The organism is Pseudidiomarina halophila (assembly GCF_003987215.1).
Classification (GTDB): domain Bacteria; phylum Pseudomonadota; class Gammaproteobacteria; order Enterobacterales; family Alteromonadaceae; genus Pseudidiomarina; species Pseudidiomarina halophila.
This window is the reverse complement of record NZ_PIPW01000002.1, coordinates 107,640-133,723: the sequence shown is the minus strand read 5'-3', so window position 1 is coordinate 133,723 and position 26,084 is coordinate 107,640. Positions and strand designations below refer to the sequence as shown.

24 protein-coding genes are annotated in these 26,084 nt (G+C 50.3%); 8 read left to right on the top strand and 16 right to left on the bottom strand.

Annotation, left to right across the window (positions count from 1 at the left end; all coding sequences use genetic code 11):
* Nucleotides 1-5 precede the first annotated feature (5 nt).
* The 4 genes from CWI69_RS06665 to CWI69_RS06650 form a co-directional block, all read right to left on the bottom strand.
* Nucleotides 6-1,088 (bottom strand): efflux RND transporter periplasmic adaptor subunit, encoded by a 1,083-nt coding sequence (locus tag CWI69_RS06665; RefSeq protein ID WP_126763129.1) that lies wholly within the window; start codon nucleotides 1,086-1,088, stop codon nucleotides 6-8.
* Nucleotides 1,075-4,140: an efflux RND transporter permease subunit gene (locus CWI69_RS06660; protein ID WP_126763127.1), complete on the bottom strand. Its 3,066-nt coding sequence runs from the start codon at nucleotides 4,138-4,140 to the stop codon at nucleotides 1,075-1,077. The genes CWI69_RS06665 and CWI69_RS06660 overlap by 14 nt, the downstream gene beginning before the upstream one ends.
* A gap of 191 nt (nucleotides 4,141-4,331) precedes the next feature.
* Nucleotides 4,332-6,500, bottom strand: coding sequence for a prolyl oligopeptidase family serine peptidase (locus CWI69_RS06655; protein ID WP_126763125.1), 2,169 nt, complete (start codon nucleotides 6,498-6,500; stop codon nucleotides 4,332-4,334).
* 24 nt (nucleotides 6,501-6,524) lie between these two features.
* A complete protein-coding gene (locus CWI69_RS06650; protein ID WP_126763123.1) occupies nucleotides 6,525-7,085 on the bottom strand; it encodes a glutathione S-transferase family protein in 561 nt (186 codons plus the stop codon).
* 52 nt (nucleotides 7,086-7,137) lie between these two features.
* Between CWI69_RS06650 and CWI69_RS06645 the strand changes: the two genes are divergently transcribed.
* The gene (locus CWI69_RS06645; RefSeq protein ID WP_126763121.1) at nucleotides 7,138-7,743 is read left to right on the top strand and encodes a DUF502 domain-containing protein; all 606 of its coding nucleotides are present in this window, start codon (nucleotides 7,138-7,140) and stop codon (nucleotides 7,741-7,743) included.
* Between the two features lie 3 nt (nucleotides 7,744-7,746).
* The gene (locus CWI69_RS06640) at nucleotides 7,747-8,406 is read left to right on the top strand and encodes an alpha/beta hydrolase (RefSeq protein ID WP_126763119.1); all 660 of its coding nucleotides are present in this window, start codon (nucleotides 7,747-7,749) and stop codon (nucleotides 8,404-8,406) included.
* Between the two features lie 3 nt (nucleotides 8,407-8,409).
* Here the strand turns inward: CWI69_RS06640 and CWI69_RS06635 are convergent, their stop codons facing one another.
* From CWI69_RS06635 to CWI69_RS06620, 4 genes are read right to left on the bottom strand one after another with little or no spacing between them, the layout of a single operon-like run.
* A complete protein-coding gene (locus CWI69_RS06635; RefSeq protein ID WP_126763117.1) occupies nucleotides 8,410-9,495 on the bottom strand; it encodes an ATP-grasp domain-containing protein in 1,086 nt (361 codons plus the stop codon).
* The gene (gene purE / locus CWI69_RS06630; RefSeq protein WP_126763115.1) at nucleotides 9,492-9,986 is read right to left on the bottom strand and encodes a 5-(carboxyamino)imidazole ribonucleotide mutase; all 495 of its coding nucleotides are present in this window, start codon (nucleotides 9,984-9,986) and stop codon (nucleotides 9,492-9,494) included. The genes CWI69_RS06635 and purE overlap by 4 nt, the downstream gene beginning before the upstream one ends.
* 57 nt (nucleotides 9,987-10,043) lie before the next feature.
* Nucleotides 10,044-11,057 carry a GGDEF domain-containing protein gene (locus tag CWI69_RS06625; RefSeq protein WP_126763113.1) on the bottom strand — a complete coding sequence of 338 codons (1,014 nt, stop codon included), beginning with the start codon at nucleotides 11,055-11,057 and terminating at the stop codon, nucleotides 10,044-10,046.
* A 58-nt stretch (nucleotides 11,058-11,115) separates the two neighbouring features.
* Nucleotides 11,116-12,162 carry a GGDEF domain-containing protein gene (locus CWI69_RS06620; protein ID WP_126763111.1) on the bottom strand — a complete coding sequence of 349 codons (1,047 nt, stop codon included), beginning with the start codon at nucleotides 12,160-12,162 and terminating at the stop codon, nucleotides 11,116-11,118.
* Between the two features lie 112 nt (nucleotides 12,163-12,274).
* On the opposite strand from CWI69_RS06620, the gene CWI69_RS06615 reads away from it, so the two are divergent.
* The gene (locus CWI69_RS06615) at nucleotides 12,275-12,823 is read left to right on the top strand and encodes a hydrolase (RefSeq protein WP_126763109.1); all 549 of its coding nucleotides are present in this window, start codon (nucleotides 12,275-12,277) and stop codon (nucleotides 12,821-12,823) included.
* 197 nt (nucleotides 12,824-13,020) lie between these two features.
* Nucleotides 13,021-13,227 carry a cold-shock protein gene (locus tag CWI69_RS06610; protein WP_034733468.1) on the top strand — a complete coding sequence of 69 codons (207 nt, stop codon included), beginning with the start codon at nucleotides 13,021-13,023 and terminating at the stop codon, nucleotides 13,225-13,227.
* 51 nt (nucleotides 13,228-13,278) lie between these two features.
* On the opposite strand, the gene CWI69_RS06605 is transcribed toward CWI69_RS06610, so the two are convergent.
* Together CWI69_RS06605 and cysE are read right to left on the bottom strand one after the other, a co-directional pair.
* Nucleotides 13,279-14,463, bottom strand: coding sequence for a tetratricopeptide repeat protein (locus tag CWI69_RS06605; RefSeq protein WP_126763107.1), 1,185 nt, complete (start codon nucleotides 14,461-14,463; stop codon nucleotides 13,279-13,281).
* A gap of 17 nt (nucleotides 14,464-14,480) precedes the next feature.
* Nucleotides 14,481-15,302 carry a serine O-acetyltransferase gene (gene cysE / locus CWI69_RS06600; protein ID WP_126763105.1) on the bottom strand — a complete coding sequence of 274 codons (822 nt, stop codon included), beginning with the start codon at nucleotides 15,300-15,302 and terminating at the stop codon, nucleotides 14,481-14,483.
* Between the two features lie 177 nt (nucleotides 15,303-15,479).
* On the opposite strand from cysE, the gene CWI69_RS06595 reads away from it, so the two are divergent.
* A complete protein-coding gene (locus CWI69_RS06595; RefSeq protein WP_377094943.1) occupies nucleotides 15,480-16,778 on the top strand; it encodes a metal-dependent hydrolase family protein in 1,299 nt (432 codons plus the stop codon).
* Here CWI69_RS06595 and CWI69_RS06590 read toward each other — a convergent pair.
* The 3 genes from CWI69_RS06590 to CWI69_RS06580 form a co-directional block, all read right to left on the bottom strand.
* Entirely contained in the window at nucleotides 16,771-17,229 is a 459-nt protein-coding gene (locus CWI69_RS06590) for a DUF2489 domain-containing protein (RefSeq protein WP_126763102.1), read from the bottom strand. The two genes, CWI69_RS06595 and CWI69_RS06590, sit on opposite strands and share 8 nt — an antisense overlap.
* Nucleotides 17,222-17,695 (bottom strand): Der GTPase-activating protein YihI, encoded by a 474-nt coding sequence (gene yihI / locus CWI69_RS06585; RefSeq protein WP_126763101.1) that lies wholly within the window; start codon nucleotides 17,693-17,695, stop codon nucleotides 17,222-17,224. The genes CWI69_RS06590 and yihI overlap by 8 nt, the downstream gene beginning before the upstream one ends.
* Before the next feature lie 527 nt (nucleotides 17,696-18,222).
* On the bottom strand, nucleotides 18,223-18,849 hold the full coding sequence (locus CWI69_RS06580; protein ID WP_126763099.1) for a c-type cytochrome: 627 nt from the start codon (nucleotides 18,847-18,849) through the stop codon (nucleotides 18,223-18,225).
* 113 nt (nucleotides 18,850-18,962) lie between these two features.
* Between CWI69_RS06580 and yihA the strand changes: the two genes are divergently transcribed.
* Both yihA and CWI69_RS06570 read left to right on the top strand, forming a co-directional pair.
* On the top strand, nucleotides 18,963-19,577 hold the full coding sequence (gene yihA / locus CWI69_RS06575; protein ID WP_126763097.1) for a ribosome biogenesis GTP-binding protein YihA/YsxC: 615 nt from the start codon (nucleotides 18,963-18,965) through the stop codon (nucleotides 19,575-19,577).
* Nucleotides 19,567-20,469, top strand: a complete 903-nt coding sequence (locus tag CWI69_RS06570) for a DMT family transporter (RefSeq protein WP_126763095.1) — start codon at nucleotides 19,567-19,569, stop codon at nucleotides 20,467-20,469. Before yihA ends, CWI69_RS06570 begins: the two co-directional genes overlap by 11 nt.
* A gap of 195 nt (nucleotides 20,470-20,664) precedes the next feature.
* On the opposite strand, the gene polA is transcribed toward CWI69_RS06570, so the two are convergent.
* Nucleotides 20,665-23,445, bottom strand: coding sequence for a DNA polymerase I (polA, locus tag CWI69_RS06565; RefSeq protein ID WP_126763093.1), 2,781 nt, complete (start codon nucleotides 23,443-23,445; stop codon nucleotides 20,665-20,667).
* 541 nt (nucleotides 23,446-23,986) lie between these two features.
* On the opposite strand from polA, the gene CWI69_RS06560 reads away from it, so the two are divergent.
* Complete coding sequence (locus CWI69_RS06560) at nucleotides 23,987-24,268, top strand: hypothetical protein (RefSeq protein WP_126763091.1); 282 nt, start codon at nucleotides 23,987-23,989, stop codon at nucleotides 24,266-24,268.
* Nucleotides 24,269-24,282: 14 nt separating this feature from the next.
* Here CWI69_RS06560 and aroE read toward each other — a convergent pair whose 3' ends face one another.
* Together aroE and hemF are read right to left on the bottom strand one after the other, a co-directional pair.
* Nucleotides 24,283-25,113, bottom strand: a complete 831-nt coding sequence (gene aroE, locus CWI69_RS06555; RefSeq protein ID WP_126763089.1) for a shikimate dehydrogenase — start codon at nucleotides 25,111-25,113, stop codon at nucleotides 24,283-24,285.
* Between the two features lie 53 nt (nucleotides 25,114-25,166).
* Nucleotides 25,167-26,084, bottom strand: a complete 918-nt coding sequence (gene hemF, locus CWI69_RS06550) for an oxygen-dependent coproporphyrinogen oxidase (RefSeq protein ID WP_126763088.1) — start codon at nucleotides 26,082-26,084, stop codon at nucleotides 25,167-25,169.

The window sequence follows — 26,084 nt, the reverse complement described above, 5'->3', positions numbered from 1 at the left end:
CTCCGCTAACTGCCAATTGTAGTGAGGGGGAAGTCTTCGGCGCTCAAGACTTTAACCACTTGCCCGTTGCGCAACAGATCGGCACCGCGTACCACGACGGATTGACCATTGTGTAATTGACCTTTAACGTTGACAAAGTCACCGTCGCCACCGGCGATAGCAACTTTAACCTGGTTCGCCTTGTTGTCCTTATCAATCACAAATACGCTAATTTCATCTTTGCCAATGACCAGAGCATCACGTGGCACCACATAGTGCTCCGCCGGGAGCGCAGCAGGCACTGCGATTGTAACTAGCTCACCAACCCGGAACTTACCGTACAGGTTCTCGGGGATTCCCAGCACACCAGTGAAGGTTTGCGAGCGCGAGTCGCTGACCGGAATAAGCTTACGCAAAGGCATTTCGCGGCTACCGCCAGAAAAGAAAACAGTGATGCTGGCAGCACTCTGCGTGAACGTACTGTACGCCAGTGGCCCATGGAAACGCACTTCAAGATGTTCAAGGTCAACAAGCTTAATTAGCGAGGCTGTTGCCGTCACATCCTCGCCAGCTCGCTGCAACCGTTCCGTAACCACACCCTTGTAAGGTGCTTTAACTGTGGTTTTTGCAAGTTCATCCTCAGCTTGTTCAAGCTGTAACTGCAATAATTCCCGGTCTGACTTTAACAGTGCAAGTTCTGCTGTTAAATCATCAACATCACGAGTAGAAACAGCGTCCTTATGATGCAGTTCCTGCATGCGCGCCAGATCTCGCTCGGCGCGCTCGATTTCGATTGCTTTGCGCTGAATTTTTGCTTCTAACTGACGCACATTCAGCACAAACGAACGGTCATCGATTTGCACCAGGTTGTCGCCGGCCAACACCTGTGTGCCGGGTTCAGCTATCCATTTAATCTTGCCGTTAACGCCGGCACTTAAATCGCTACTATAGCGACTCTGCACCTGACCACTTACCATCACGGTAGGGCTAAGCGTCTTCATTGCAACGGGCACCACCGATACTGCTGGCGTTTGCTGTGCGGAAGCAGAAAAGGTGAGCACGGAAAGGCTCAATAACACGATGGGTAAGAACAATTTATTTAGTAACATGATCAGCCTCCTTCAAAGCTGGACGCGCGGTTAAACGCATTAAGGCGGGTATATAAATCAACATAAATAGTGTGCTGATAAGCATTCCGCCAACAATAACTACAGCAAGGCCTCGATAGATTTCACTACCGGCTCCCGGGATCAATACCAGCGGCAGCATACCGACCACAGAAGTTAATGAACTCATATAAACAGGGCGCACCCGCGTCGCTATTGCGTACTGAGTTGCCGCTGATAACGACATGCCCTCAGCTTGTGCTTTGCGGGTTTGATCGACAAGCAAGATAGCGTTATTCACCATCAACCCGAGCAGGATGACGAAGCCAATCATGGTCAGCAGGTCCAAAGCCTGAAAGGTAAAGAGGTTAAGGGCAGCAAGGCCCAACACGCCTCCTGCCATGGCCACCGGTACAGTTGTCAGTACCAGTAAGCTATCTTTCATTGAGCGGAACACCGCCGCCATGATGAGAAACAAAATCACCACTGCGTAGCTGAAGTTCTCCTGCATGGTTGCAATGGTATCGGCCAAGTCGTCAGCGCCACCCGTAAGACTCATGTAGACACCTGGACTCAACTCCGTCTCAATTTCATCCATAACGCCACGAGTGATCTCTATTGTTTCATCCAGAGTGACCGTTGGCGGCGGCGCGATAAGCAGCGTTAATGTGCGTTTGCCGTTCAGACGTTGCAGTCGCACCGGACCGGTGACGCGCTTAGTCTCAGTTAACTGACCAAGGGTTTGTGCGCCACCACTCGTGGTATACATGGGCATTGCCTGAAGTTCCTCGGGATTTCTCCATGGCGTTGACTTAACAATAATATCGCGGCGGTTATGGCCATCGAAATATTCGCCACTGTAGAGTCCACTGGTTACCGCGCGGACCATCTCAGCCACTGAACTACGGTCGACGCCAGCCTGCGCAAGCTCATGATCGCGAGGCGTCACCAGCAGTTCCGGTTTGGCATCATAAATATTCGGAATAGCGCGAACCGAGGTATTGGGCAACCGGTCTCGCAAAAGCGCAATGGTGCGTTCAATGACTAACCGTGAAGGATTGTCGAGTTCGCCGTTAAAATTCAGGCGCACCGCTCGGTTGGTACTGCCAACACTGATATTTAATAGTGAGGACTGCTGTGCAAACGCCTGGGTTTCGGGCAGATCCACCAGGATCTCTTCGCGTAATAGCGTCAGAACTTCGGTGGCACTATCGGCTTTTTCCGGGTAGACAAAGAGAACCGAGCCGCCGGAACTTGAAGCAATATTGTAATCGCGGATTTGTGGTAATTTATCGCCTTCTACATGGGGCTCCAGACGGCGCATGATGGTACGCGCAATCTCATTTTCCAGCACCGAATAATTCGCGCCTGGTGGAACCATGAAAGCTACAAAGATACCTTCCCACTTAGCCTCTGGAAGAAAATCCGGACGCGGTAGTAACAGTATAATCGCAATGACCGCAGCGCCAAGTAACCCGAGTACCCACAGCGCAGATCGCTTGGTCGTCCGCGTTGCCCGGCCGTATAAATTTGCTAATTTGGACCACAGCGGCAGCGGATCATGCGCGGATGATTCTTGTTTAAGTACTTTTACCGCAACCACAGGAATCAGTAACATCGCTGCAAGCATCGAAGCGACCACAGCTACTGACATAGTCACAGCGAGATCAAAAAACAGCTGCCCCGCCACCCCATCCATAAATATGACCGGAGTAAAAATCGCGACTGTTGTTGCTGTGGAAGCAAACAACGCCGGACCAACATCACTGGCGCTCTTTTGCGCTGCCGCCAAAGTGGCAACGCCTTGTTGTCGCAAGCGTAGGAAGTTTTCCTGCACAACTATCGCGGCATCAAGCACCAGCCCCACCGCAAAAGCCAGACCAGCCAGTGAAATAATATTCAGACTGCGGCCGAGCATAGCCATGACAAACAAAGCAGCAGCAAGACTGATAGGAATGGTGAGTCCGATCAATAAGGTCGCGCGAAAGCCGCGGATCATCCAATACAGCATGCCAAGTGCCAGTAAAATACCGATACCCAGACTACTCTGAACTAAATCGATCGCGCGTTTGATGTGTACGGAAGAATCAAAACTCAACTCTATCTGCAAACCATGCTTACTCAAGAGCCGTTCATTTAAGTCGGTGGTTACCCGTTTGAGGTTTTCCATAACCTCAACAGTGTTAGCGTCGTTGGTACCATTAAGTGAAATATAGAATGCCGGACGACCGGTTCGGAAAGCAAAGCTGCGGCGCTCGGAAAAACCCTTTTCTACTGATGCTATCTCCCGCAAATAGACCGGGCGACCGTCATTGTAGGTAACTATCATGTCGCCAAAGGTTTCCGGGGTATATTGCCCGTTGTAGCGCACGGTGTATTCACGCCGTCCAACTTCAGCAAAACCACCGGACATATTAGTTGAGCGTTGAATACTCTGCGTCACCGTACTCAAACTGACACCCAGCGCGGCCATTTTAAAAGGGTCGATCTGCACCTGCAGTTGATGGGTCAGACTACTGTTCAGGTCAACCCGCGCAAGGCCGGGAATTTTTTGCAGTTCTGGCTTTACGCTGGACTCAACCAGATCCTGGTAAGCGGTGAAATCAGCATCAGCATCGGCGTCCGTTTTGGTAATCAACAAGGTCGCAATGCTTTCTTCCAATCCACCCAGCATCACCGTCGGCTCGTTCGCTTCACGCGGCCGGGGTGGCGCCTGATTAAGCGCGTTCACCACATTAATGAAGGCCTGCTGCATGTCAGTACCGATTGCGAACTCCAACATGGTAATGCTCATGCCTGCGCGGACGGACGAGTAAAGCCTTTCTACACCAGCAATACCAGTCAGAATATTTTCCTGCGGCTCCACAATTTCGGCTTCGATTTCAGCCGGAGCTGCAGCTCGCCAGCTGTTGATAATCGCGATTTGCGGACGATTGAGATTTGGCGTCAGTTGCACAGGCATCTTGGTCATGCTGGCAAAGCCAATAATAGTGACAATCAGAAATGCAATAATTGTCGCAAAGGGGTTGTAGTGACTTAATTGAATCAAACGCATAGTTTTTCCTCCCGCTGCAATCCAGTGGTGATTGCACGAGTAGCACTATGGTCGATTCGTTCTTAAAGCTCCTGAAGGTTAGCTTAAAGCTTCTAAACAAATATTAAACTAATGATTTTTAATAAAAAAACGCCGAGGCATTTGATTGCCCCGGCGTTTCCACGCACTGTTCGGGAGGAACAGATAACGCTTTATTGGATATCGTCCAACTCTTTAATACCCATGTTATAAAGTGTAAAGCCATAGATATCGGCGTATTGCTCAATGGTTTTTGACACCGGCGTGCCAGCACCATGACCGGCATTGGTTTCAATGCGGATCAACTGTGGGTTTGGCCCGGTGTTTTTAGCCTGTAGCTCCGCAGCGAACTTAAACGAGTGCGCAGGAACGACCCGGTCATCATGATCACCGGTGGTGATCAAGGTTGCCGGATAGCTTTCACCCTCTTTTACGTTGTGCACTGGCGAGTAACCATACAGGTACTCAAACATCTCTTTGCTATCTTCCGCTGTACCGTAGTCATAAGCCCAGCCCGCACCAGCTGTGAAGGTGTGATAGCGCAACATATCCAACACCCCAACCGCAGGCAGGGCAACTTGCATCAGATCCGGCCGTTGCGTCATGACCGCACCTACTAGCAGACCGCCGTTTGAGCCGCCACGAAGAGCGAGACGTTCGTTTGAAGTATAACCTTGTTCGATTAAATACTCGCCAGCGGCAATAAAGTCATCAAACACGTTTTGCTTTTGCATTTTTGTACCAGCATCGTGCCATGCTTTACCATACTCACCGCCGCCACGAAGGTTAGGAACCGCATACACGCCGCCCATTTCGAGCCACAAGGCATTGGTGATGCTGAATGAAGGCGTCAGGCTGACGTTGAAGCCACCATAACCATATAACATGGTCGGGTTGCTGCCATCGAGCTCCATGCCTTTCTTGTGGGTGATGATCATCGGTACTTCTGTGCCATCTTTCGAGGTGTAAAACACCTGCTTGGACTCGTAGTTATCGCTGTTAAAGTCTGCTTTAGACTTTTCATAAACCGTCGATTCACCGTTGTCCGGATCGTAGGCGTAAATCGTACCTGGCGTATTGTAATTGGTGAAGGTGTAATAGAGGGTCTCAGCGTCATCTTTACCGCTGAAGCCGCTTACACTGCCAACACCTGGCAGGGTGACGTCACGAACTTTATTACCGTCATAATCATACTGCTCGACCTTAGCAATGGCGTCGACCATATACTCGGCGAAAATAGCGCCTGCCCCTGTACCCACGCTGAGTACGTTCTCGGTTTCAGCAATAAAATCCTGCCAGTTTTCCGGCTGTGGTGCTGCCGCATCAACGGTAACGACGCGCTTGTTTGGTGCGTCCAGGTCAGTGACCAGATAGAGCTTAGAGCCTTTGTTGTCTAACACCGAGGTGTCAGCATCTGTATGACCCTGAATGGTAACCAGCTCACTGTCCGGGTCACTCAAGTCCTGCATAAACAGCTTGTTACCTGAGGTTGAAACAGCTGCACTGATGAACAGGTAATTATTGTCTTCAGATACTTGCCCACCAACATAGCGATGCTTCTGCGCTTCGGTACCACCAAAGACGACAGGGTCATCCGCCTGAGCAGTGCCGAGCTCATGGTAGTAAAGTTTATGCTGGTCAGTTTTCGCCGATAACTCGCTACCGTCAGGCTTGTCATAGCTTGAATAGTAGAAACCTTCGTTGCCATACCAGGAAATACCACTGAATTTCACATCAACCAGGGCTGGTTCGAGCTGCTCTTTAGTTTCAGCATCAATGACGATAATTTTACGCCAGTCACTGCCACCCTCGGAAATTGAATAGGCGGCAATGGAGCCATCTTTTGAGAAGCTCAAACTTGCCAGGGACGTAGTGCCGTCTTCACTAAAGGTGTTTGGATCAAGAAACACTTCGGTGTTGCCTTCCGCATCGGTGCGGTAAACCACGTACTGGTTCTGCAAACCATCATTTTTGTAAAAGTAGGTATAGTCACCCTCTTTGAATGGCGCACTGACTTTCTCGTAGTTCCACATTTCGCTCAGACGATCTTCAATTTCTTCGCGATAAGGGATCTGTTCCAGATACGCAAAAGTAACTTCGTTCTGAGCTTTCACCCAGGCTTCAGTATCTTCACTGCGGTCATCTTCCAGCCAGCGATAGGGGTCGGCCACTACAGTACCAAAGTAATTGTCTGTGACGTTGCCACGGAAGGTCATTGGGTAAGTAATCTGCGTATTAACGGTCGTTGTCTTCTCTGCCACTTCGTTCCTGTCCGACTCTTGTTGTTGCGGTGAGCAGGCAGCTAGCACTGCTACACTCAGCACGGGAATCCACTGCTTCATAAAATTGCTCCGTAAGACTAATAATTAACTCAAAGCTGGATGCGTATTAGCAAACCAGGCCTGTTGATTCATCGTGCTTAAGAATTTCTGTAATTCTGGCCACTGATGAATATCAAGACGTTCACGAAATTGTGCCCAACTCAGAAAACATGCGAGTCGCAGATGCGCATCATTGGTATTATCGCCCATCGGCCAATCGCGTTGATTTAACTCGTCAAGAATGCTTGTCACGCGCGCCTGCTGGCGCTGCAGATAAGGCACCTGATCAACGGTTATACCATCACGTTCCAGTAAAAATAAATTCACGGTGGTATCTAATGCGGTATTCACCAGACAATACAAGTCGAATTGCTCAGGAACCGGGCAAAACGGCTGATCGGCCAAACTACGAAGATAGCGTAAAATAGAGGACGAATCGTGTAATTTCAGCCCGTTATGGGTAAAGAAAGGTACCCGCTGGGCCGGCGAGTGCTGCGCACTCTGAGCGTAATCGGTAGGCACAAACTCGAATTGCTGTTCGTGTTGCGCCAGCACAATGCGGCAATGACGTACAAAAGGTGAGGTATAGCTGCCAAATAGTTTCATCTTGGTTCCTGAAAAAAGCTAAGCTAGAACAAACTCACAAGAGAGTAGCATAATGAAAAACGCCATACAGTATTTACTTAAAGGTCTGGCAATCTTGTTGCCGATCATCGTTACCATCGCACTGGTGCGCTGGTTTCTGGTTACCATTGAAACCTCGCTTAGCCCCATTTGGATCGCTGTTTTGGGTGAGCGCTATTACTTCCCGGGTTTGGCATTTATCAGCTTTTTGGTTATCGCCGCGCTGGTTGGCTTCAGCTCACGCTGGGCATTCGTCAATAAATTATGGCTACTGCCAGGCAAGATCATCAACAAAATGCCCTTGTTGAATAGTCTTTATGGCACCGTCACCGACGTATTTGACATGATGTCCGGTAAGAACTTTGCCAAAGAGTCTGTAGTTATGGTGACCCTGCCCGGTGGTGACTTGAAGCTTATCGGCATCATTACAAAAAAGAGTGGTGAAGAAGGTGACCGCTTGTCGGAGTGTCTTGAAGAGGACCAGGTCGCGGTGTTTTTGCCGATGAGTTACAATGTCGGCGGTTACATGGTGATGGTACCGCGTAGCTGTATAGAACACCTCGACATGAGCCCGGCAGATGCATTGCAGTTAACCATCAGCGGCGGGCTTGGCAAAAAAGTATCTCACGCCAAGGAGTAGTAAATGGCTTACCTGCCCTGTGTTGAAATCGAGCCGGATCAAAACGCCAATCGCAGCGTGATCTGGTTGCATGGCCTCGGTGCCGATGGCAATGATTTCGCGCCTATAGTTCCACATTTGCATGGACCTGCCGGTGCACATATACGTTTTGTGTTTCCTCACGCGCCACAAATTCCGGTCACCATCAATGGCGGCATGCGCATGCCTGCCTGGTACGATATTTTATCGATGTCAATTGAACGGCAAGTGGATAGTGAGCAACTCCGCGCTTCAGCACGGGCTGTTGGCGATTTAATTCAACGTGAGATCGAACGTGGCGTCAACCCAGAGCATATTGTCATCGCCGGTTTCTCTCAGGGTGGCGCGGTGGCCTACGAGGCAGCCCTCTCGCATCCGCAACGCTTAGCTGGTTTGCTCGCCTTGTCGACCTATCTGGCGACCCATGACAGCATTCAGCTCAGTGCAGCGAATCGCGAGCTGCCGATATTGATTCAGCACGGCAGCCAGGACCCGGTAGTCCCTGAATCCTTAGGAAAACTTGCGTACAACTGGTTGTCAGATAAAGGATATGAAGCGAAGTATCAGAGTTTCCCGATGCAGCATCAGGTCTGTCAGGAGCAAATTGTAGCCATTAATCAATGGCTACAAGAGGTATTTGCGTAAGCGTTAAGCCAGCAACTGAAGCTTTTCCGCCCACTGTTTCACCCAGCTGAGAGCTGTGTCAGGGTTCGCGGTGCGAACGTTGACATGGCCAACTTTTCGGCCCGGCCGCGGTTCTTTGTTATACCAGTGGCATTGCGCATCCTGATGGTGCCACAATCCGGCGGGGATCTGCTTCGCGCCAATCACGTTAAGCATCAGCGTCGGTTCTATCCGCAACTCTGGAAATGGCATCCCCGTAAGGGCACGCATGTGCAGATCAAACTGACTGCAGTTGGCGCCACTCATGGTCCAGTGCCCTGAGTTGTGAACCCGTGGCGCAACTTCGTTGATTAACAGCTGCGTCTGCCCACTGGCCTCGACTACGAAGAATTCGATTGCAAACACACCTACATAAGACAGTGCATCGGTCAGCCGGTGAAAGGCCTGCTCCGCTTGTTTTTGCAATGCCTCAGGCACGACATCGATGCCACCCAGGCTATAGCTCAGAATGCCCTGCGTGTGTACATTGGTCGTCAACGGATAACAGCGTACGCTACCATCTTTGCCACGGGCACCGACCAGCGAGACTTCTTTTTCGAAAGGAATCAGATGCTCGGCGATGCCGGGCTCTTTGCCAGCTTCAGCAACGCATTCAGCAATATCATCGCCAGGACGGAAGCGCCACTGACCTTTACCATCATAGCCACCGCGGGCGGCTTTCAGTACTAGCGGCTGCGTCGTCTGGCGCAGTAGCTTCTCGAGTTCTGCTGGCGTGCCGTAGCTTTGCCACGGCGAAGTCGCCACACGGCAATCATCGAACAGCTTTTTCTCGGCGCGACGGTCAGTAAGGCTTTTGATGCGAGACGGATCCATCAGGAATTTGTCATGCGCAGCAGCAATAACATCAGCTGGAATCGCTTCATGCTCCCAGCTCACCACATCGGCCCAGGCGATCGCTTCGGTCAGCGTCCAGGGCAAGCTGACGTGCGCAGATAAGGGTTTTACCTCCTGCGTGCGCGTACTGTACAGCAGACATTCATGCCCATAGCCGATGCCGCTGGCGCCAAGCATTTGCCCTAATTGACCATCCCCGACAAACAACACCTTCATGCGTCTGGTAGCTCCAGCTTGGGACCATTCATTACTTTATCGCGTTGTGCAGTACGGAATGCCTGAACGCTCTCACGCACCTTAGCGTTTGTGGTACCGACAATCTGCGCCGCAAGTAAGCCGGCATTGGCTGCGCCAGCCTGACCAATCGCCAAAGTGCCGACCGCAACGCCTTTTGGCATTTGTACAATCGATAACAAACTATCAAGGCCTTTAAGCTGCTTGCTGGGAACCGGTACACCAAGCACCGGTATAGCAGTATAGGCAGCCAACATCCCCGGTAGATGTGCAGCGCCGCCAGCGCCCGCGATCACCACGGGAACACCATCTTGCTCTGCTTGTTCCATCGAAGATTTAAGAAGATCAGGGGTGCGATGTGCTGACACAACCTCAGCGCGCCACTCGACGCCAAGATCTTTTAACATCTTCGCGGCGTGTTGCATGACGGGCCAGTCTGACTGCGAGCCCATTAGAATAAGTACGGGTGCCATGAGCTGCTCCTTTTTGAAAGGGGCGAATTGTAGCTAGCTGAACCGTCCGGTGCAAATTTATTGTGCGACTTTTAGCCGGTTCCGACCCTGGCTCTTCGCCTGATAGAGTGCGGAATCTGCAGCACCAAGCCATTCACCCCAATGTTGGTCCGGTTTAAACTCCGCTAACCCGCCACTTGCAGTGACCGTCACCGTGAGTGATTTGACTGAGAATGGGTCATGACGAATACGATCCAGCATGTCAGTTGCAAGCTCTGCCGCTTCCTTACATCCTGTATTCGGAAAAATAACCACAAACTCTGCGCCACTTGAGCGAATGACCGTATCGGTTGGCCGCGCAACGCTGCGAATTCGCGCTGCGGCCTCTTGCAATACTTTGTCACCGAACAGGTAACCATACCGGTCATTCACACTCTGGAATGAGTCCATATCAATCTGCACTAACGAAGCCGGCTGTTTTGCCCGTTGCGCTTTAGTGATGGCGTGCTGCACCATTTCGCTGAGATATTCGCGTTTGATGCAGCCGGTGAGAGAGTCCGTTGCCGCTGCTGAATATAACTTACGTTGCATACTCGCCATCATCACCAAAAACGCGGCACCAACGCCTATCAATACCAACATTGAAATCGCTACGCGCCAGGCATAGTCAAAAGGTAAAACCTGATAAATAACAGCGGCAAAGAGTGCGTAGATCAACATGATAACCAGCACAAAAATGGTCTTATCGAACATAAAAAAGACCATCGCTAAAATCGGATACATCCAGTAGACACCAAGTATTCCGGACGATTTCATAGAAACGCTGACAAGCGTTCCCAAACAGCAAATCACTAAAAAGTTAATCCACTGCGGCGCTAATTCGTTGCGATAGAGATAACCAATTAAAACGAAGCCCATGGCCACGCAAAATAGTGCCGCACCGGCTGGCCAGTTGGATTGCATTGCCGAGTAAACCGCGGTGCCGGCGATGACGATACCAGAGCCGAAATAAATGGTACGCATGGCCAACAGCCGAAAGTGCTGCCACAAGTCGAATGTGCCCGAAACCGGTGTCGCTGATAGTTGATTCATAGTCGTACCTAATTTAGCTGTTAGTGCCACTTTACTCTGATCTTTTCTGGCTGACCAGTCATGTTGGTGCTACTTCTGCAGTTGGTGACGCAGGAGCTGTATGAACCTGGTTCCGACCCTGACGTTTGGCTTCCATTAGCGCGGAATCGGCGATATTCAGCCATTCGATCCACGTCTGCTGTTCAGCCAGTTCAGCCACGCCCAGGGACAAGGTAACATCCGCCCTCGCGTCCCTGCCATTGAAACTGTGTTCGGCGATTAACGCGCGTAATTTTTCCGCAACATATTGCGCTTCGTCTAATTTTGTTTCGGGCAGAACAATAAGGAACTCCTCGCCACCGACCCGGAACAACCTGTCATTTTGCCTTAAGACACTTTGTAAGCGTTCTGCGACTTGCTTTAAAACCTGATCACCAAACAAGTGGCCGTGCTCATCATTAAGTTTTTTAAAATGATCCAGGTCCGCCATAATTACTGTCGCCGGTCGTTGGTAACGGCGAAATCGGTAGACTGCATCTTCCAGCACGCCGGTGACTAAGTGACGATTTTGCAGGCCGGTCAGCGTATCTGTAATAACCAATTTGCGCAGCAGTTTTTGCAGCTCTCCGAGCAACACCACAAACACAGAACCTAACGCACAGATGATGGCTAACGTGGCAGCGATCCGCCAACCGTCGTCAAGCGGCATTACATACATTGCGGTCGCAGCAAAAATGACTGTCAGTATCAGTGCAGCAATAATACCCTTGCCACCACTGAACAAGAAAAAGCAGGAAACCAGAAGCGGATAAGTCCAATAGACGCCGATCGTACCGTTCTGGTACATCGAGATAATAGTAATCACCGTCAGCAGCCCGATAAACATGATACGCACCGGGATGGGAATGCGTCGCCCGTGGTAATACCAGGCCATAGCGGTAAAAAATAAGCCGGCGCTGAGAATAGCCAGTGCCTGGCCGAAATTACCCAGGACAAATTGCGCGATAGATAGAACCAGTTCGGTAAAACCTCCGGCCCAAAGAATATTGCCGGTAACTTTTACGTTAAAGGCGCGCAGCAATTCGTCAGCGGAACCTTCCGTTAGTGTCTTTTGTGTCTGCGGCATGCTCAAAAATCCCAGTCCTTTGTAAGCAAAGCTATAGTCAAGCTATAGGAATAGCAAGTGCTTTGCGGCACAATATCCTCAACTCTGTTTAACATGCTGTGAGGCTAACCCTATGCTGCTAAATGCTGCTGACTCTGTTGTTGTTATTGTCGACGTGCAAGAAAAACTTGCGCCTGTTGTTCATCAATATGACCACCTTATCGCGCGTATGCGCTGGTTAGGTGAAATTGCCAACGAGTTAAATGTGTCCATCGTAGTTACTGAACAGTACCCCAAGGGTCTGGGTATAAGTGTAGACGATTTATCTGCAGTCATCGAAAACGCCCACGTCATTGAAAAGCTGCACTTCAGTGCCTGGCAGGAATCCAACTTTACCGACGTCCTCCAACAGCAGGAAAAACGCCAGGTCGTGCTGATGGGAATGGAAGCTCATGTCTGCATCTTGCAGACCGCCATCGACCTCAAACAGGCTGGTTACGAGGTCTTTGTGGTTGCCGATGCCGTCGGTTCGCGCCGTGATTCGGATAAACAAGCAGCGCTGGCACGACTGCGACAACTTGATGTTCAAATTGTTACCAGCGAGATGGTGGCCTACGAATGGATGCATCGTAGCGGCACGGATACCTTCCGGCACATCACCAAAAACTGGATCCGTGGTTAAGCTTCGGAGATTCTTGAAGAAGTTAATTTGACAAGATCTGTAATAGGTGTATACTCACTCCCGCTAGAAAAATTCGGCTGTCTAATTGTGGCCTGTTACGAAGTCTATTGTTGTACCTCGTTTTGTAAGTCCCAAGTATTACACGTATTTTTATTAGCAAGACCCTAGAATTCACATGCACTACGAGGAATATCAGCATGTCAACAGTAACTGGTAAAGTAAAATTCTTTAACGAAGCTAAAGGCTTCGGTTTCATCGAGCAAGAGCAAGGCGCAGACGTATTCGTACATTTCAGCGCAATCCAATCAGACGGTTTCAAAACCTTAGCTGAAGGACAAACTGTTCAGTTCACTATCGCTCAAGGTCCTAAAGGCCCACAAGCTGAAAACGTTGTACCTATGTAATTAGTTGCTCAGGCAACGTTTACTAGCGAAACAAATTTCAAAAAGCCGCACTTAGTGCGGCTTTTTTTGTATCACGGGATCCTCAAAACTATACCAGCCCGCTTTAAAGCTCTTCTTGGTAGCCGACCTTCTGGCTTCTGCTAAACCTTCTCGCAATATCCGCTTCGCCGTCAATGGTCGTCCCAGCTCCAGGTATAGGCGTGCCTGGCCCCAGTAAACTTCATGTAGATAGGGAGCATAAGACGCAGCTTTTTCGTACATCCGGATGGCCGTCGCCAGGTCATCTTCAGCATAGGCGCGCTCGGCAAGTGCGATCCAGGTGTAGGGATTGTAATCAGGTAGCTGATTAATTTGCTCCTGTAATTGAGCGATTAAAGTTGGCCGTTGCTGTTTTTTCGCCAGCTCCAGGTAATTGTATAAAACATTAAGGTTGGTGTTATCTCTGGTCAGCACAAAGGCGTAAATAGCCTCTGCGGTTGTTTCATCACCAGCACGCCGATGCAGCAGCGCAATAATATTTAGCGCATCACTGTCCAATGGCTGGTACCGCAATGCCTCTTTTGCGTATGCGAATGCGGCGCTTTGCTCACCGTCAAGCATGAGTTCCGCGGCACGGTTACGGTAATAGAGGGCTAAGAACTCTTGCTGATTGACTAAATCACCGTTGCGACTCTCGCGCGCCGGGAAATAGTCCACCGTGACCCATGATGTCGTCTCTCCAGGCTTGTACAATCTAGCCCTGACATGATCCGATACCATCACCACATTGGCACTACGATCGTATACAGGTGCGTTGTTCACCCGCTGAAATCTGAGATCGACCTCTACCAACCGTGCCAGGCTTTGCGTGACAATCGCCAACGCCATACAGTTGCCGGCGCTGCGCGTCAGAGCTTCACTTGCGGTATAGGTTTGTTCTTTATAATTAAAACCAAAGGTAATACTGTGCAGGTACTCAGCGATACGTTCGTTAACGGGGAGATGGGCAAATTTAGTATGAAAATCATCAAGAAAGTCGGCTTGTTGCTCAGCTGTAAGGGCAAATAGCTCGTCTTCCGTGGTCACCCCAACGTAGGCTTCAAACAGATTCGAATTAAATGGGGGCAGTTGCTGTAACTCAGCAGCAGCGGTTACAACCACCGCACGGGGCGCTGGAGCGCTCGAATTCTGCGGCTGTACCGCACACCCAGAAAGCAACAGAGCCGCAGTTAAGCAACCAAATTTTCGCATGTTCATGTGGTGTCACCTCTCGGTCACTCCCTCGACTTGGTTTTCGGTTTCGACTTTTCATCCTGCTGGCGTCGCTCAGCCGCATCCTGCCCAGCGCTGAGAAAATCCATGTCATCTAATTCAACTTCCGGTAGTTCCTCACACACACTGCCGCCAAGCTGATTTACTGCGCAGCAGAGATCACTTACTTTCTGATCAAGAATATGAACGTGATCCAGCATACGGCCGATGGCAGTTGCAACAGGATCCGGATTATCTGCCGAGATTGCGTAGGCATCAAAGCCATATTGCTTAGCCATGGCTTCACGGCGTTTGCTAACTTCAGCATTTTCCGGCGAGCGCGCCACGCGCGCCGGAATCCCAACAACGGTCGCTTCCGCAGGCACATCTCTTACCACCACGGCATTTGAGCCAATGCGCGCGTTTTTGCCAACATCAACTGGCCCCAGCACTTTCGCGCCAGCGCCGATGACTACGCCGTTACGTAAGGTCGGATGGCGTTTGCCCTGGCTCCAACTGGTGCCTCCTAGTGTCACACCATGATAAATAGTGACGTCGTCGCCAATCTCAGCTGTTTCACCAATCACCACACCCATGCCATGATCGATGAAAAATCGGTGACCAATTTTCGCGCCCGGATGAATTTCGATACCGGTAAACCAACGCGCCAGCGTCGAAAGAAAGCGCGCCAGCCAATAACACCGCCAGCTCCACAGCCGGTGGTTCATACGATGCCACCAGATGGCATGGAGCCCAGGATAGGTGGTTAGCACTTCAAACCAGTTACGTGCAGCTGGATCGCGGGCATAGACGCTATTGATGTCTTCGCGGATGCGTTTAAACATGAATCTTCAGTCCAGAATTAATGGGTGTCTCGTGGTTAGTATATCAATTTCCCGCCACTTGCGTTAATCGTGCAGGTTTCTGCGGTACCTGCGCAAACCCTTGCTTGATTTAGCAGCGATGCAGGGCGTAAGGTGGAGGACTACGCAGACAAACAAGCAGAGGATCTTATGGCTCGAATAAAAAAACCAATGACATTGGCGGCAGTAACCACCAGTGTGTTACTCGCGATGAGTGTAGCACAGGCAGAAACCCTGATTTATGCAGGTCAACTTATCGACGGAACGGGCGCAGATGCGCAATCCAATAAAACTATAATCGTCGACAATGGCCGCATTACCGGTATTGTCGATGGCTTCCAGAACGCCGATGCTGACGATACCGTAATTGATCGCCGCAACGGTACGGTCATGCCGGGCTTTATTGACATGCACACGCATTTAACCTCGCAGCTGGCACCAGGCAGTTACATGCACAAATTCACCAAAAGTGGACCTGATGTAACTCTGGATGCCGTCAACTTCGCTCATAAAACATTGATGGCTGGTTTCACCACGGTGCGTGACCTTGGGGATTCGTACAATGCGAGCATTGCCTTGCGCGATGCTATTGCCGCCGGAAAAGTAGCTGGCCCACGGATCTTCACCGCAGGCAAGTCGATTGCGACCACCGGCGGACATGCAGACCCAACCAATGGTGCGAAAGAAGATCTCTATCCCAGCCCAACACCAGCAGATGGCGTCATAAATGGCCCCTACGAAGCCCGTGAGGCGGTTCGGGCGCGTTACCAGGATGGTTCTGACCTCATCAAGCTAACGGTCACCGGTGGCGTTCTCAGCGTCGCGAAAAGCGGTCAGAACCCGCAGTTTATGATGGACGAAATTGAAGGCATAGTAAAAACTGCCCGCGATTATGAAATGAAAGTTACCGTTCACGCACACGGCAAAGAAGGTATGTTGCGTGCCATTGCCGCTGGGGTCGACTCCATTGAGCACGGTACCTACATGGATCAGGAAGTCATGGACGCAATGAAAGCCAAAGGCGTTTACTATGTACCGACCATCACCGCTGGGAAATCAGTGGCTGAACGGGCTGAAATTCCTGGCTTCTTCCCAGCTCTGGTACAACCGAAAGCCAAAGCTATTGGTCCGAAAATTCAGAGCACCTTTGCAGAAGCTTATAAGCAGGGCGTGAAAATCGCATTCGGAACCGATGCGGGCGTCTTCGACCATGGTGAGAATTACCGTGAGTTTGGTTACATGGTTGAAGCGGGTATGCCACCGTTGGAAGCCATCAAAGCTGCAACCCACGAAGCTGCCACCTTACTCGGTGTAATTGATGACTTCGGCACACTCACCGTTGGCAAGCGTGCTGATATTATCGCTGTCGCCGGCGACCCATTAGCGAACATTGATGTTCTTGCTGACATCAACCTCGTCATCAAAGATGGCGAAGTGGTTAAAAACAGCGCTAACTAAAGTCCTTTAATAACTGGCGGACGTCAGCCAAGATGACGTCCGCCAGCTCTTTTTCATAGCCTTCACGCTCATCATCTAATTTGCGAATTTCAGCCTTAGGATACTTCTTCCGCGCTTCATGTGTTGGCATATGCTTTATGCGCTCGTACATGGTATGCAGCCCGGTATAGCGCTGTGCGTAATCGGGCTTACCCGGTTCAACTCTAAGGTCTAACAGCACGACTAAGCGCAATGCGCCTTCTGACAATGGGCACTGACCCTGGTCCATCGACTTGGCAATAGTGACAATGCTCTCGTGCAGACGTTCGTTACGCTTTTCAATAGCCTTGTCACGCTGCTCATTTTGCGCCCGCAAGCGACTCAGTAGCCGTCCAGCGATAAACGCTAATACCGCAACAATCAGGACTGCCGCGGCAATCACCAGCCAAGCCCACCAAGATAGATCACTCATCGTCGTCCTCCCAGTTGTCATCGTCGTCATCCAGCGCGATGCCTAACTGCTCTGCGAGCTGCTCAAAGCGCTCAGTACGTGTGTCAACATATGCCTCTTCCTCGGCGGTCAGGTCATCACCCTCTTCGATCCGCTCAAGTAATGCCTGCAGCTTGGAATCATTTTCCAACGCCTGCAATTCGGCTTGCGCTGCTGCATAATCAAAGCTTGCTGAGGTGGTTACGGGTTGCCCGGCATTTGGGTTCACCAGTTGTACAGGTTTCTTGCTGCCAAAACGCGGATCGCTTTGGTCAATTGGCGCAGAACCTGCTTTGTGCTTCGCGGTCGCTACGTTGAAGCGTGAGCCTGGCTTGTGTCCTTTGCCTTTATGCTTGCCCGGATCTGTCGCAATGCGTTTCAGGTCCGCCTTCGGCTTGTTCGATAGCGCCAGCGGTCCAGTTTTGCGGGTCTTCTTTTTACGCGTCATGAATGAACTCAATTTCCAATAAGAAAGATAACGCGTAGTTTACCTGAGTATGGCGGGAAATAAAAAGGCGATGCCGAAGCATCGCCTAGGATATTCTCTCTTTGTCACACAGCGCACGTGCGATTTATGAGAACGGTTGTCAAATCATCCCTGTTATTAATTATAACTTCCGTGACTGTTTTTATTATTATTGTTATTTCTTTGCGCATTAACCGAGCATTGCTTTTGTTTTTATTCGCTTGGTTAAAAAGGCCTCCTGGCCTGTTCTTATTCCCTGGATTAAATTTGTATAGTGCCGGGCTAGTCGTCCGGCTCCGCTCTCGCAGCGGGTTCCGCTTATTCGGAATGGCATTCAGACTACTGAATCGAGATTTTTAATCAATGATTTTTATGATCTAAAAAACCCGTTTTTTATTACCTATAGGTTTATAGGTTGGTTTATATAGGCTTTCTTCCCGTTTCTTGTAACATAAAAACTAAAAAAGCAGCGTCAAGCGCTGCTTTTTTAGTCGTTAGATTTTCATCTTTTAGTACAAGCCAGACATATATTGTGACAACAGCTCGATATCTTCGTCGGTCAATTTCGCCGCAATATCGCGCATCATGCCATTCATATCATTCGCGCGCTCGCCGCTGCGGAACATTTCCAGCTGGGTTTTCAGATAAGCAGGGTGTTGTCCGGAAATATCCGGGAACACCGCCAAGGCCATACCGTCACCACGAGGACCATGACAAGCAACGCAGGCTGTAATCCCGCGTTCTTCATCGCCGCCCAGATAAAATTCCTGGCCCGGCTCAACCACATCTTCTGGCGCAACATCTTGCATCGGATCCTGGCTGGCGAAATACGCCGCTAAATCAGCGATATCCTGATCACTCAGTGAAGCAACCTGACCCTGCATAATGGCGTTCGCCCGCCCTTCTTCGCCACCTGTTTCGGCAGCAAGCTTGTAGTCATGCAATTGCTTAGCTAAATAGGAAGCATGCTGACCGTTGAGTTTCGGGTACATATCAGATGGCGAGCTACCTGTTGGACCGTGGCATGCGGCACATACTTGCGATTTTTCTTTGCCAGCTTCGGCATCGCCGGTAGCTGCGAAGGTTGCGCCAGTTAAACCAAGGTACAGCCCAACGAACAATACGAGTTTTTTCATGATCGATTTCTCTGCTCTGGATGTAGTAACAGACGCTATTTTACACAAAACTACTAAGGATTAAACGCCTAATCGTGTTAGCATACGCTTTCCTTCGAAGCATCAAAGACATCATGGAATCAACAACGCTTAACTTTCAGCCGACGGTGTTCATCACCAGTGCCGCAGATATTCGCCAACTTCCCGACGATACAGGTGTGGAAATTGCCTTCGCCGGGCGGTCAAACGCAGGCAAATCAAGCGCGTTAAATACCTTAACGCGGCAGCGTAACCTTGCCCGCACCAGTAAAACGCCTGGCCGTACGCAGTTGATCAACGTCTTTGAAGTCTTGCCCGGTAAGCGTCTCATTGACTTACCTGGTTACGGTTATGCCAAAGTACCCCTGCCAGTTAAAGAGAAATGGCAGCTGGCCTTAAGTGAATACCTGCAACAACGTGAGTCGTTGCGCGGATTGGTCTTATTAATGGACATCCGTCACCCTTACCGTGAGGTCGATCAGGATTTGCTGCATTGGGCAACAGACTGTGAAATTCCCGTTTTAGTATTGCTGACGAAAGCAGATAAACTTAAGCCCGGCCCGCGCAAGTCAACCTTGCTAAAAGCACGTGAAGCAGCACTGGTGTTTGGCGGTGACGTCACCGTTGAAATGTTTTCCTCATTGACCAAGCTTGGCTTGGCCGAAGTAGAAACAAAATTATCGGAGTGGTTAAGCCACGATGGAGAATGATGCACCACCGCTTAAGGCTTGGTTACTGCTAGGTTTATTAGCACTGATTTGGGGCAGCTCGTTCTTACTGATTAAAAAAGGCTTACTCGGCTTTAGCCCAGACCAACTCGCTGCAATTCGCATTGCCTCCGCCGGTTTTTTTCTGCTTCCCTTTATTTTGCGTCGCTTCAAAACCGTACGTTCGCATCATTGGCTAAAACTCATCTGTGTCGGACTGGTTGGAAGTTTCATTCCGGCGTTTTTGTTCGCCTTCGCACAAACAGAGTTACCGTCCGGCGTCACTGGCGTGTTAAACACCTTTACCCCCCTTGCCACCCTGATCATTGGGGTACTGCTATTCCGGCAGCCCTCGCGGCTGCAACAGTGGGTAGGGGTCGTTATTGGCTTGGTTGGTACGATTTTGCTGGTCACCGCAACAGCGTCAGGCAATCTTGAGTTTAATCGCTATGGGTTGCTGATTATTGCGGCAACCATTTGCTATGGTCTGAATTTAAACCTGATAAAACATCATATCCCTGACTTGGGCGCCCTCACCATTACCGGTGTTTCACTATTTCTGGTCGCGCCGCCCGCCCTGGCTTATCTGCTCCTGGCAACTCCCTTTGCCAGTCAGGTGAGTCAGCCAGAGCTCTGGTTTCCGTTATCCGCAATTTTGCTATTGGGAATTGTCGGTACAGCGATGGCGCTAATTATTTTCAATACCGTAGTGAAACTTACTGACACCACCTTTACCAGCTCTGTGACCTACCTGATACCGATCGTCGCACTGATTCTGGGAATCCTCGACGGCGAACCCTTCTTCGTCCAGCAGGGCATCGGTCTCGCAGCAATCTTATCTGGCGTCTGGATTGCTAATCGGCGCAAACGCCAACCCGTCAATTTCCAGCGCTAGTGATAAAAAACCGGCTCTTAGAAAAGAAAAAGCCCGGCAACGAGGCCGGGCAAAAAACTTACAATCCAGGGAGAGAACATCTCTGAAAGGACTTCGCAAACGGAGCCATAATCTCTCGTTTAATGCGCCTTTCAATAGTTCTGACTTAGCCTTTTTCAAATAGTTCAAAAAAAAATTGATTGCCTGAATTATTTTCTAATGCGCCTCATCCCAGTTATCACCAACACCTGCTTCGGCGATTAATGGCACATCAAGTTTAACGGCATCTTCCATGATTCTGACCAACTCTTTTTGCCAGCGTTCAACGTGATCTTTATGCACCTCAAAAATCAGTTCATCGTGTACCTGCATGATCATCCAGGCCTGGTCCTGTGGCACTTCCCGCTGCATGAAGTTGGCAACTTTAATCATCGCATACTTAATGATATCCGCAGCTGTACCTTGCATCGGCGCATTGATTGCCGCGCGTTCGGCGCCTTTGCGGCGCATTGCGTTTTGCGCCCGAATTTCCGGCAGGTGTAAACGCCGGCCAAACAGGGTTTCCACATAGCCGTCACGCTTAGCCTGCTCACGTGTACGCTCCATGTAATCCAACACCCCCGGGAAGCGCTCGAAGTACTTATCCATGTAGTTCTGCGCTTCGTGGCGTGGAATATCCAGCTGTCGCGCCAGGCCGAACGCAGACATGCCGTAGATGAGACCGAAATTAACCGCTTTGGCCCGGCGTCGCTGTTCGCTGCTAACCTCGTCAAGGGCGAGTGAGAACACTTCAGACGCAGTGGCTTTGTGAATATCTCTGCCTTTCGAGAAAGCTTCCAGCAGATTTTTATCCTGCGACAAATGCGCCATGATGCGTAATTCAATCTGGCTGTAATCGATCGCCATAATGCGGTAATTCTCCGGCGCCGTGAAAGCCTTGCGCACACGTCGCCCGGCTTCTGTACGAATCGGGATATTCTGTAAATTCGGGTCGCTTGACGACAGTCGTCCGGTCGCTGTTACAGCCTGGTGATAAGAGGTATGGATCCGTTGCGTGCGCGGGTTTACCATTTTCGGCAACTTGTCGGTGTAGGTCGACTTCAACTTACTCAAGCCGCGATGACGCATGATCACATCGGGCAAGGGATAGTCCAGGGCCAGCTCCTGCAGCACCTCTTCCGCCGTTGATGGTGCACCTTTTGGGGTCTTCTTCCGGATCGGTAACTGTAACTTTTCAAATAAAATGGTCTGCAACTGCTTAGGTGAGCCTAAATTAAACTCTTCACCTGCGATGGTATAGGCTTGCTCCTCAAGTTTCGCCAGTTCCAACGCAATTTCGTTACTTTGTTTTGCCAGTAACTGGGCGTCAATTTGCACCCCCCGTTGCTCCATATCGACCAGAATAGGCACCAGAGGCAGTTCGATATCCTGCAGTACCTTCATTAGCGATGGCACGTCGTTCACTGCCGCCCAAAGCTTTTCATGTAAGCGCAAGGTTACGTCAGCGTCTTCTGCAGCATAAGGCGCGGCCTGTTCCAGACCGATCTGATTAAAGGTCAGCTGCTTGGCGCCCTTGCCGGCAACATCCTCAAATGAAATCGGCCGGTGACCAAGATACTGCAAACTCAGACTATCCATATCATGTCGTGAAGCAACGCTATTAAAGACATAGGACGCAAGCATGGTATCGTTTTTGATACCGGCAAGGCGGATCCCATAACGACGCAGTATATGGCTATCGTATTTAAGGTTTTGTCCGATTTTGCCTACAGTCTCGCTTTCTAATAATGGCTTAAACGCGTCCAGCACATGTTTACGATCCAGTTGGTCGGGAGCTCCAGGGTAGTCATGAGCCACTGGAATATAGGCAGCTTCTCCGGCTTTTAAAGCAACGGACACACCCACCAGCTCGGCTTCCATGTAATTAAGGCTGGTGGTTTCGGTGTCAAACGCAAAAGCATCGGCTTGTTCGAGTCGCGTTAGCCATTTTTGTAACTCATCATCTGTGGTGATGACATGGTAATTGTCGTGAGAAATAGCAGCAGCAGTGGAATCTGCCGGTGCCGGCTTACCTGCTGCCTGCTCAGTCACCGCTCCTTCCTGCAAAACTTCATCAAGCCAGCGACGGAATTCACACTCTTTATAAAGGCGAATCAGTTCCTCGCGGTCAGGGTCGGTAATCCCCAGCCCTTCTGGCTTGATACCATCCAGGTCTACATCGAGCCTGATGGTCGCCAATTCGCGTGATAGCAGCAAAATATCTTCATGCTCACGAAGCTTATCAGGCATTGACTTCGCGCCGCGGAATTCGAGTTTTGCTACCGCATCAGGATCTTTGTACATGGCGTCGATAGATCCCATACCCTGTAACATTGCCAGCGCAGTCTTTTCACCTACTTTTGGTAAGCCGGGAATATTGTCTGAGCTATCCCCCATCAGTGCGAGATAGTCGATAATCTGCTGAGGTTGCACCCCGTATTTGTCCACTACGCCTTGTTCGTCCAGCAGCGTGTCGGTCATGGTGTTGATCAGCATCACATGTTCATTGACCAGTTGTGCCATATCTTTGTCGCCAGTACTGATTAGCGTAAAGCGACCCTGGTCGCCAGCCTGTCGGGCTAGAGTACCAATCACATCATCAGCTTCGACGTTATCAATACAGAGCAATGGCAGCCCCAATGCTTTGACGATCGCGTGTAACGGTGCGATTTGCGAACGCAAATCATCAGGCATTGGCGGGCGATTCGCCTTGTATGCCTCATACATGTCGTTACGAAAGGTTTTGCCCTTAGCATCAAATACCACAGCCATGTGCGACGGCTTATATTTCTTGATTAAACTACGCAGCATATTCACCACGCCGTAGATGGCGCCGGTCGGCTCTCCAGCTGAATTAGTCAGGTGTGGCGGAGCATAAAAAGCTCTGAACAGATAGGAGGAACCATCAACCAAAATGAATGGATTTTCCGGCACTTGCGGTGTGTTATTTGCTGCCATACTAAGAGTCACGCCGTCGTTGTGAATTATGCCGCTAAGCATGCCACAGGCGGACGTTTCAAGCTAGCGCTCAAGGTTAGGGCTAATGTGTATATACTGTGGATAAGTCTGTTGACAATAAATAACCCTGCCACATAGAGATCGATGAATCCCGTAGCAAGATTTAGTTTAATGTGTTGAATAACAAGGAATTTTTACTTCTTTCATTCCCTGACAGCTTTATTATTCTATTTTGTGTCAGTTGTGGAAACTGATCTGTACGTCTGATCCAAATTCGAGCAAACACTGTATAAAAATTAAGTGATGCTCCAATCGGCCGAGACTGGATTCGGTCAGCAAATCAACCGAGAAATAAGACTATCACAACGTGGGGGGATTACCAGCTCACTCGTAAGATTTTTTAGAATGTTTTTCGTATATGACCCGATTCCGTTAGACGAAATAGTAATCAGAAATAGTAGTTGAACTTTTCTATAATGATCGTCATATTAGGTTTTGCATAACCGATAAAACAAACCAGCCGATTGGAAGGTTAATCGTTATGGAAACACAAACAATGAGTCCTACAGACATTGAGACGAACAAGACACCAAGGCACGAACGCCGCCGCGGCAAGTTTGAGCCGACGCAGTGGTGGGAGCGACTGTCTATGGATCAGAAGTTTGGTGTTTATCAACTAAGTAAATTTGGATTCGAGCTGGCGTTTATTCGTAATTTGCCCGAAGCCGGACCACTCGCCGTTGTTCGCCGTCAACGCGACTATGCAACGGTAAACCAAGCTGGCGAAGTCAATCTGGATCCTCAGATCACCATCCGCGACTAACCCTCTTTGTTACTTTAAGCGCTGTCCCGTAACGCTTTAAGAACCAGCTCTGTTTTTGGGGTCAACCCGTCATGCCATAAGGCAAAAGATAACGCAGCTTGCTCAACCAACATTCCCAGCCCATCAGCCGTAACCTTTGCACCACCTCTTTCAGCCTGTTTTAAAAAGGCTGTCGCGTGGACACCGTACATCATGTCGTAGACCAGCTCAGCCGCAGACATCCAGCCTGGATGGATATCAAGGTCAGCGCCTTGCAGCGAGGCAGAGGTGGCGTTAATCAAAATGAAGCCACTACTGGCAATACCCGACTTAGGGGCCAGCGCAAGTTCAGCAAGATCCATAACCTGTAAGCCAGGGAACAGCTCACGTAGCGGTTCCACCCGGGCACGCGTACGATTAACGATGACCACCTTGCTGCCCACGGCTTGCAACGGTTCAATGATACTCCGTGCGGCACCGCCGCCACCAATCACGACGATCTGCGGAGCCGGTAGCTCAGAACCTGTTAAACGTTGTAAATCACGGCACAGGCCGAAACCGTCCGTAGTATCTCCGGCAAGCTGACCTAATCCCAGTGGAATAAGCGTATTCACCGAACCGGCGCGCTCCGCGCGAGCCGTCAGATGGGTCACCAGCGATGCAGCACGCTCCTTAAAAGGCACGGTGACATTTGCGCCAGCACCGCCGTGGCGGAAAAACCTGGCCACCTCGGTTGGAAAGTTAGCTGCGGATGACAAGCTACGCGTATAACTCAGCTGCATACCAAATTGCTCAGCGAAAAGCTGGTGAATTTTGGGCGACAAACTGTGTGCTATCGGATTTCCAAATACTGTGAAGTGATTCATGGTGTCTGTTCTTAAGAATATCCAGCGTTAGCTCAACCTATGACCACGGCTGACTAGAGTTCAGTTAACCAGTCACGAGGCCGCAAATAGTCGGAATACAGTCGCGCTTCCGGCGACCCCGGCTCGGGCTGGTAGCCGTATTCCCAGCGTACTAAAGGCGGCATGGACATCAGAATGGATTCGGTACGACCGCCGGTTTGCAGGCCAAATAGCGTGCCACGGTCCCAAACCAGATTGAATTCCACATAACGACCCCTGCGGTACAGTTGAAAATTACGCTCCCGTTCGCCGTAAGGTGTCGCTTTACGCCGTTCGATGATCGGCAAATAAGCGTCAAGGTAGGCATCGCCGACCGCCCGCATAATCGCAAAACTCTCCTCGAAGCTGCGGTCATTCAGATCATCAAAGAACAAGCCGCCAACACCGCGGGTTTCATCACGGTGTTTGAGCCAAAAGTAATCGTCACACCAAGCTTTAAATTTCGGATACAGTTCTTCGCCAAAAGGATCTAAAGCTGCTTTTGCAACCCGATGCCAATGTTTTATGTCTTCGTCAAAAGGATAGAACGGAGTAAGGTCAAAGCCACCCCCAAACCACCAAACCGGCTCGCTGCCCTCTTTTTCGGCGATAAAAAAGCGGACATTAGCATGGCTTGTTGGTACATAAGGGTTGCTTGGATGCATGACCAGCGAAACCCCACAGGCATTAAAGTTTCGCCCTGCAAGTTCCGGCCGGTGCGCCGTCGCTGAAGCGGGCATCTGTGGGCCAAAAACATGAGAGAAACCAACGCCACCCTGCTCCAGCACCTGACCATCACGCAACACGCGCGAGCGTCCACCACCACCGCCTTCGCGCTGCCATTGCTCCTCAGCAAAAATAGCACCGCCGTCTGCCGCTTCCAACGCATGACAAATGCGATCTTGCAGTTGCTGAAGGTAATCGATTACTTGATCTAATGCCTGATGACTCAT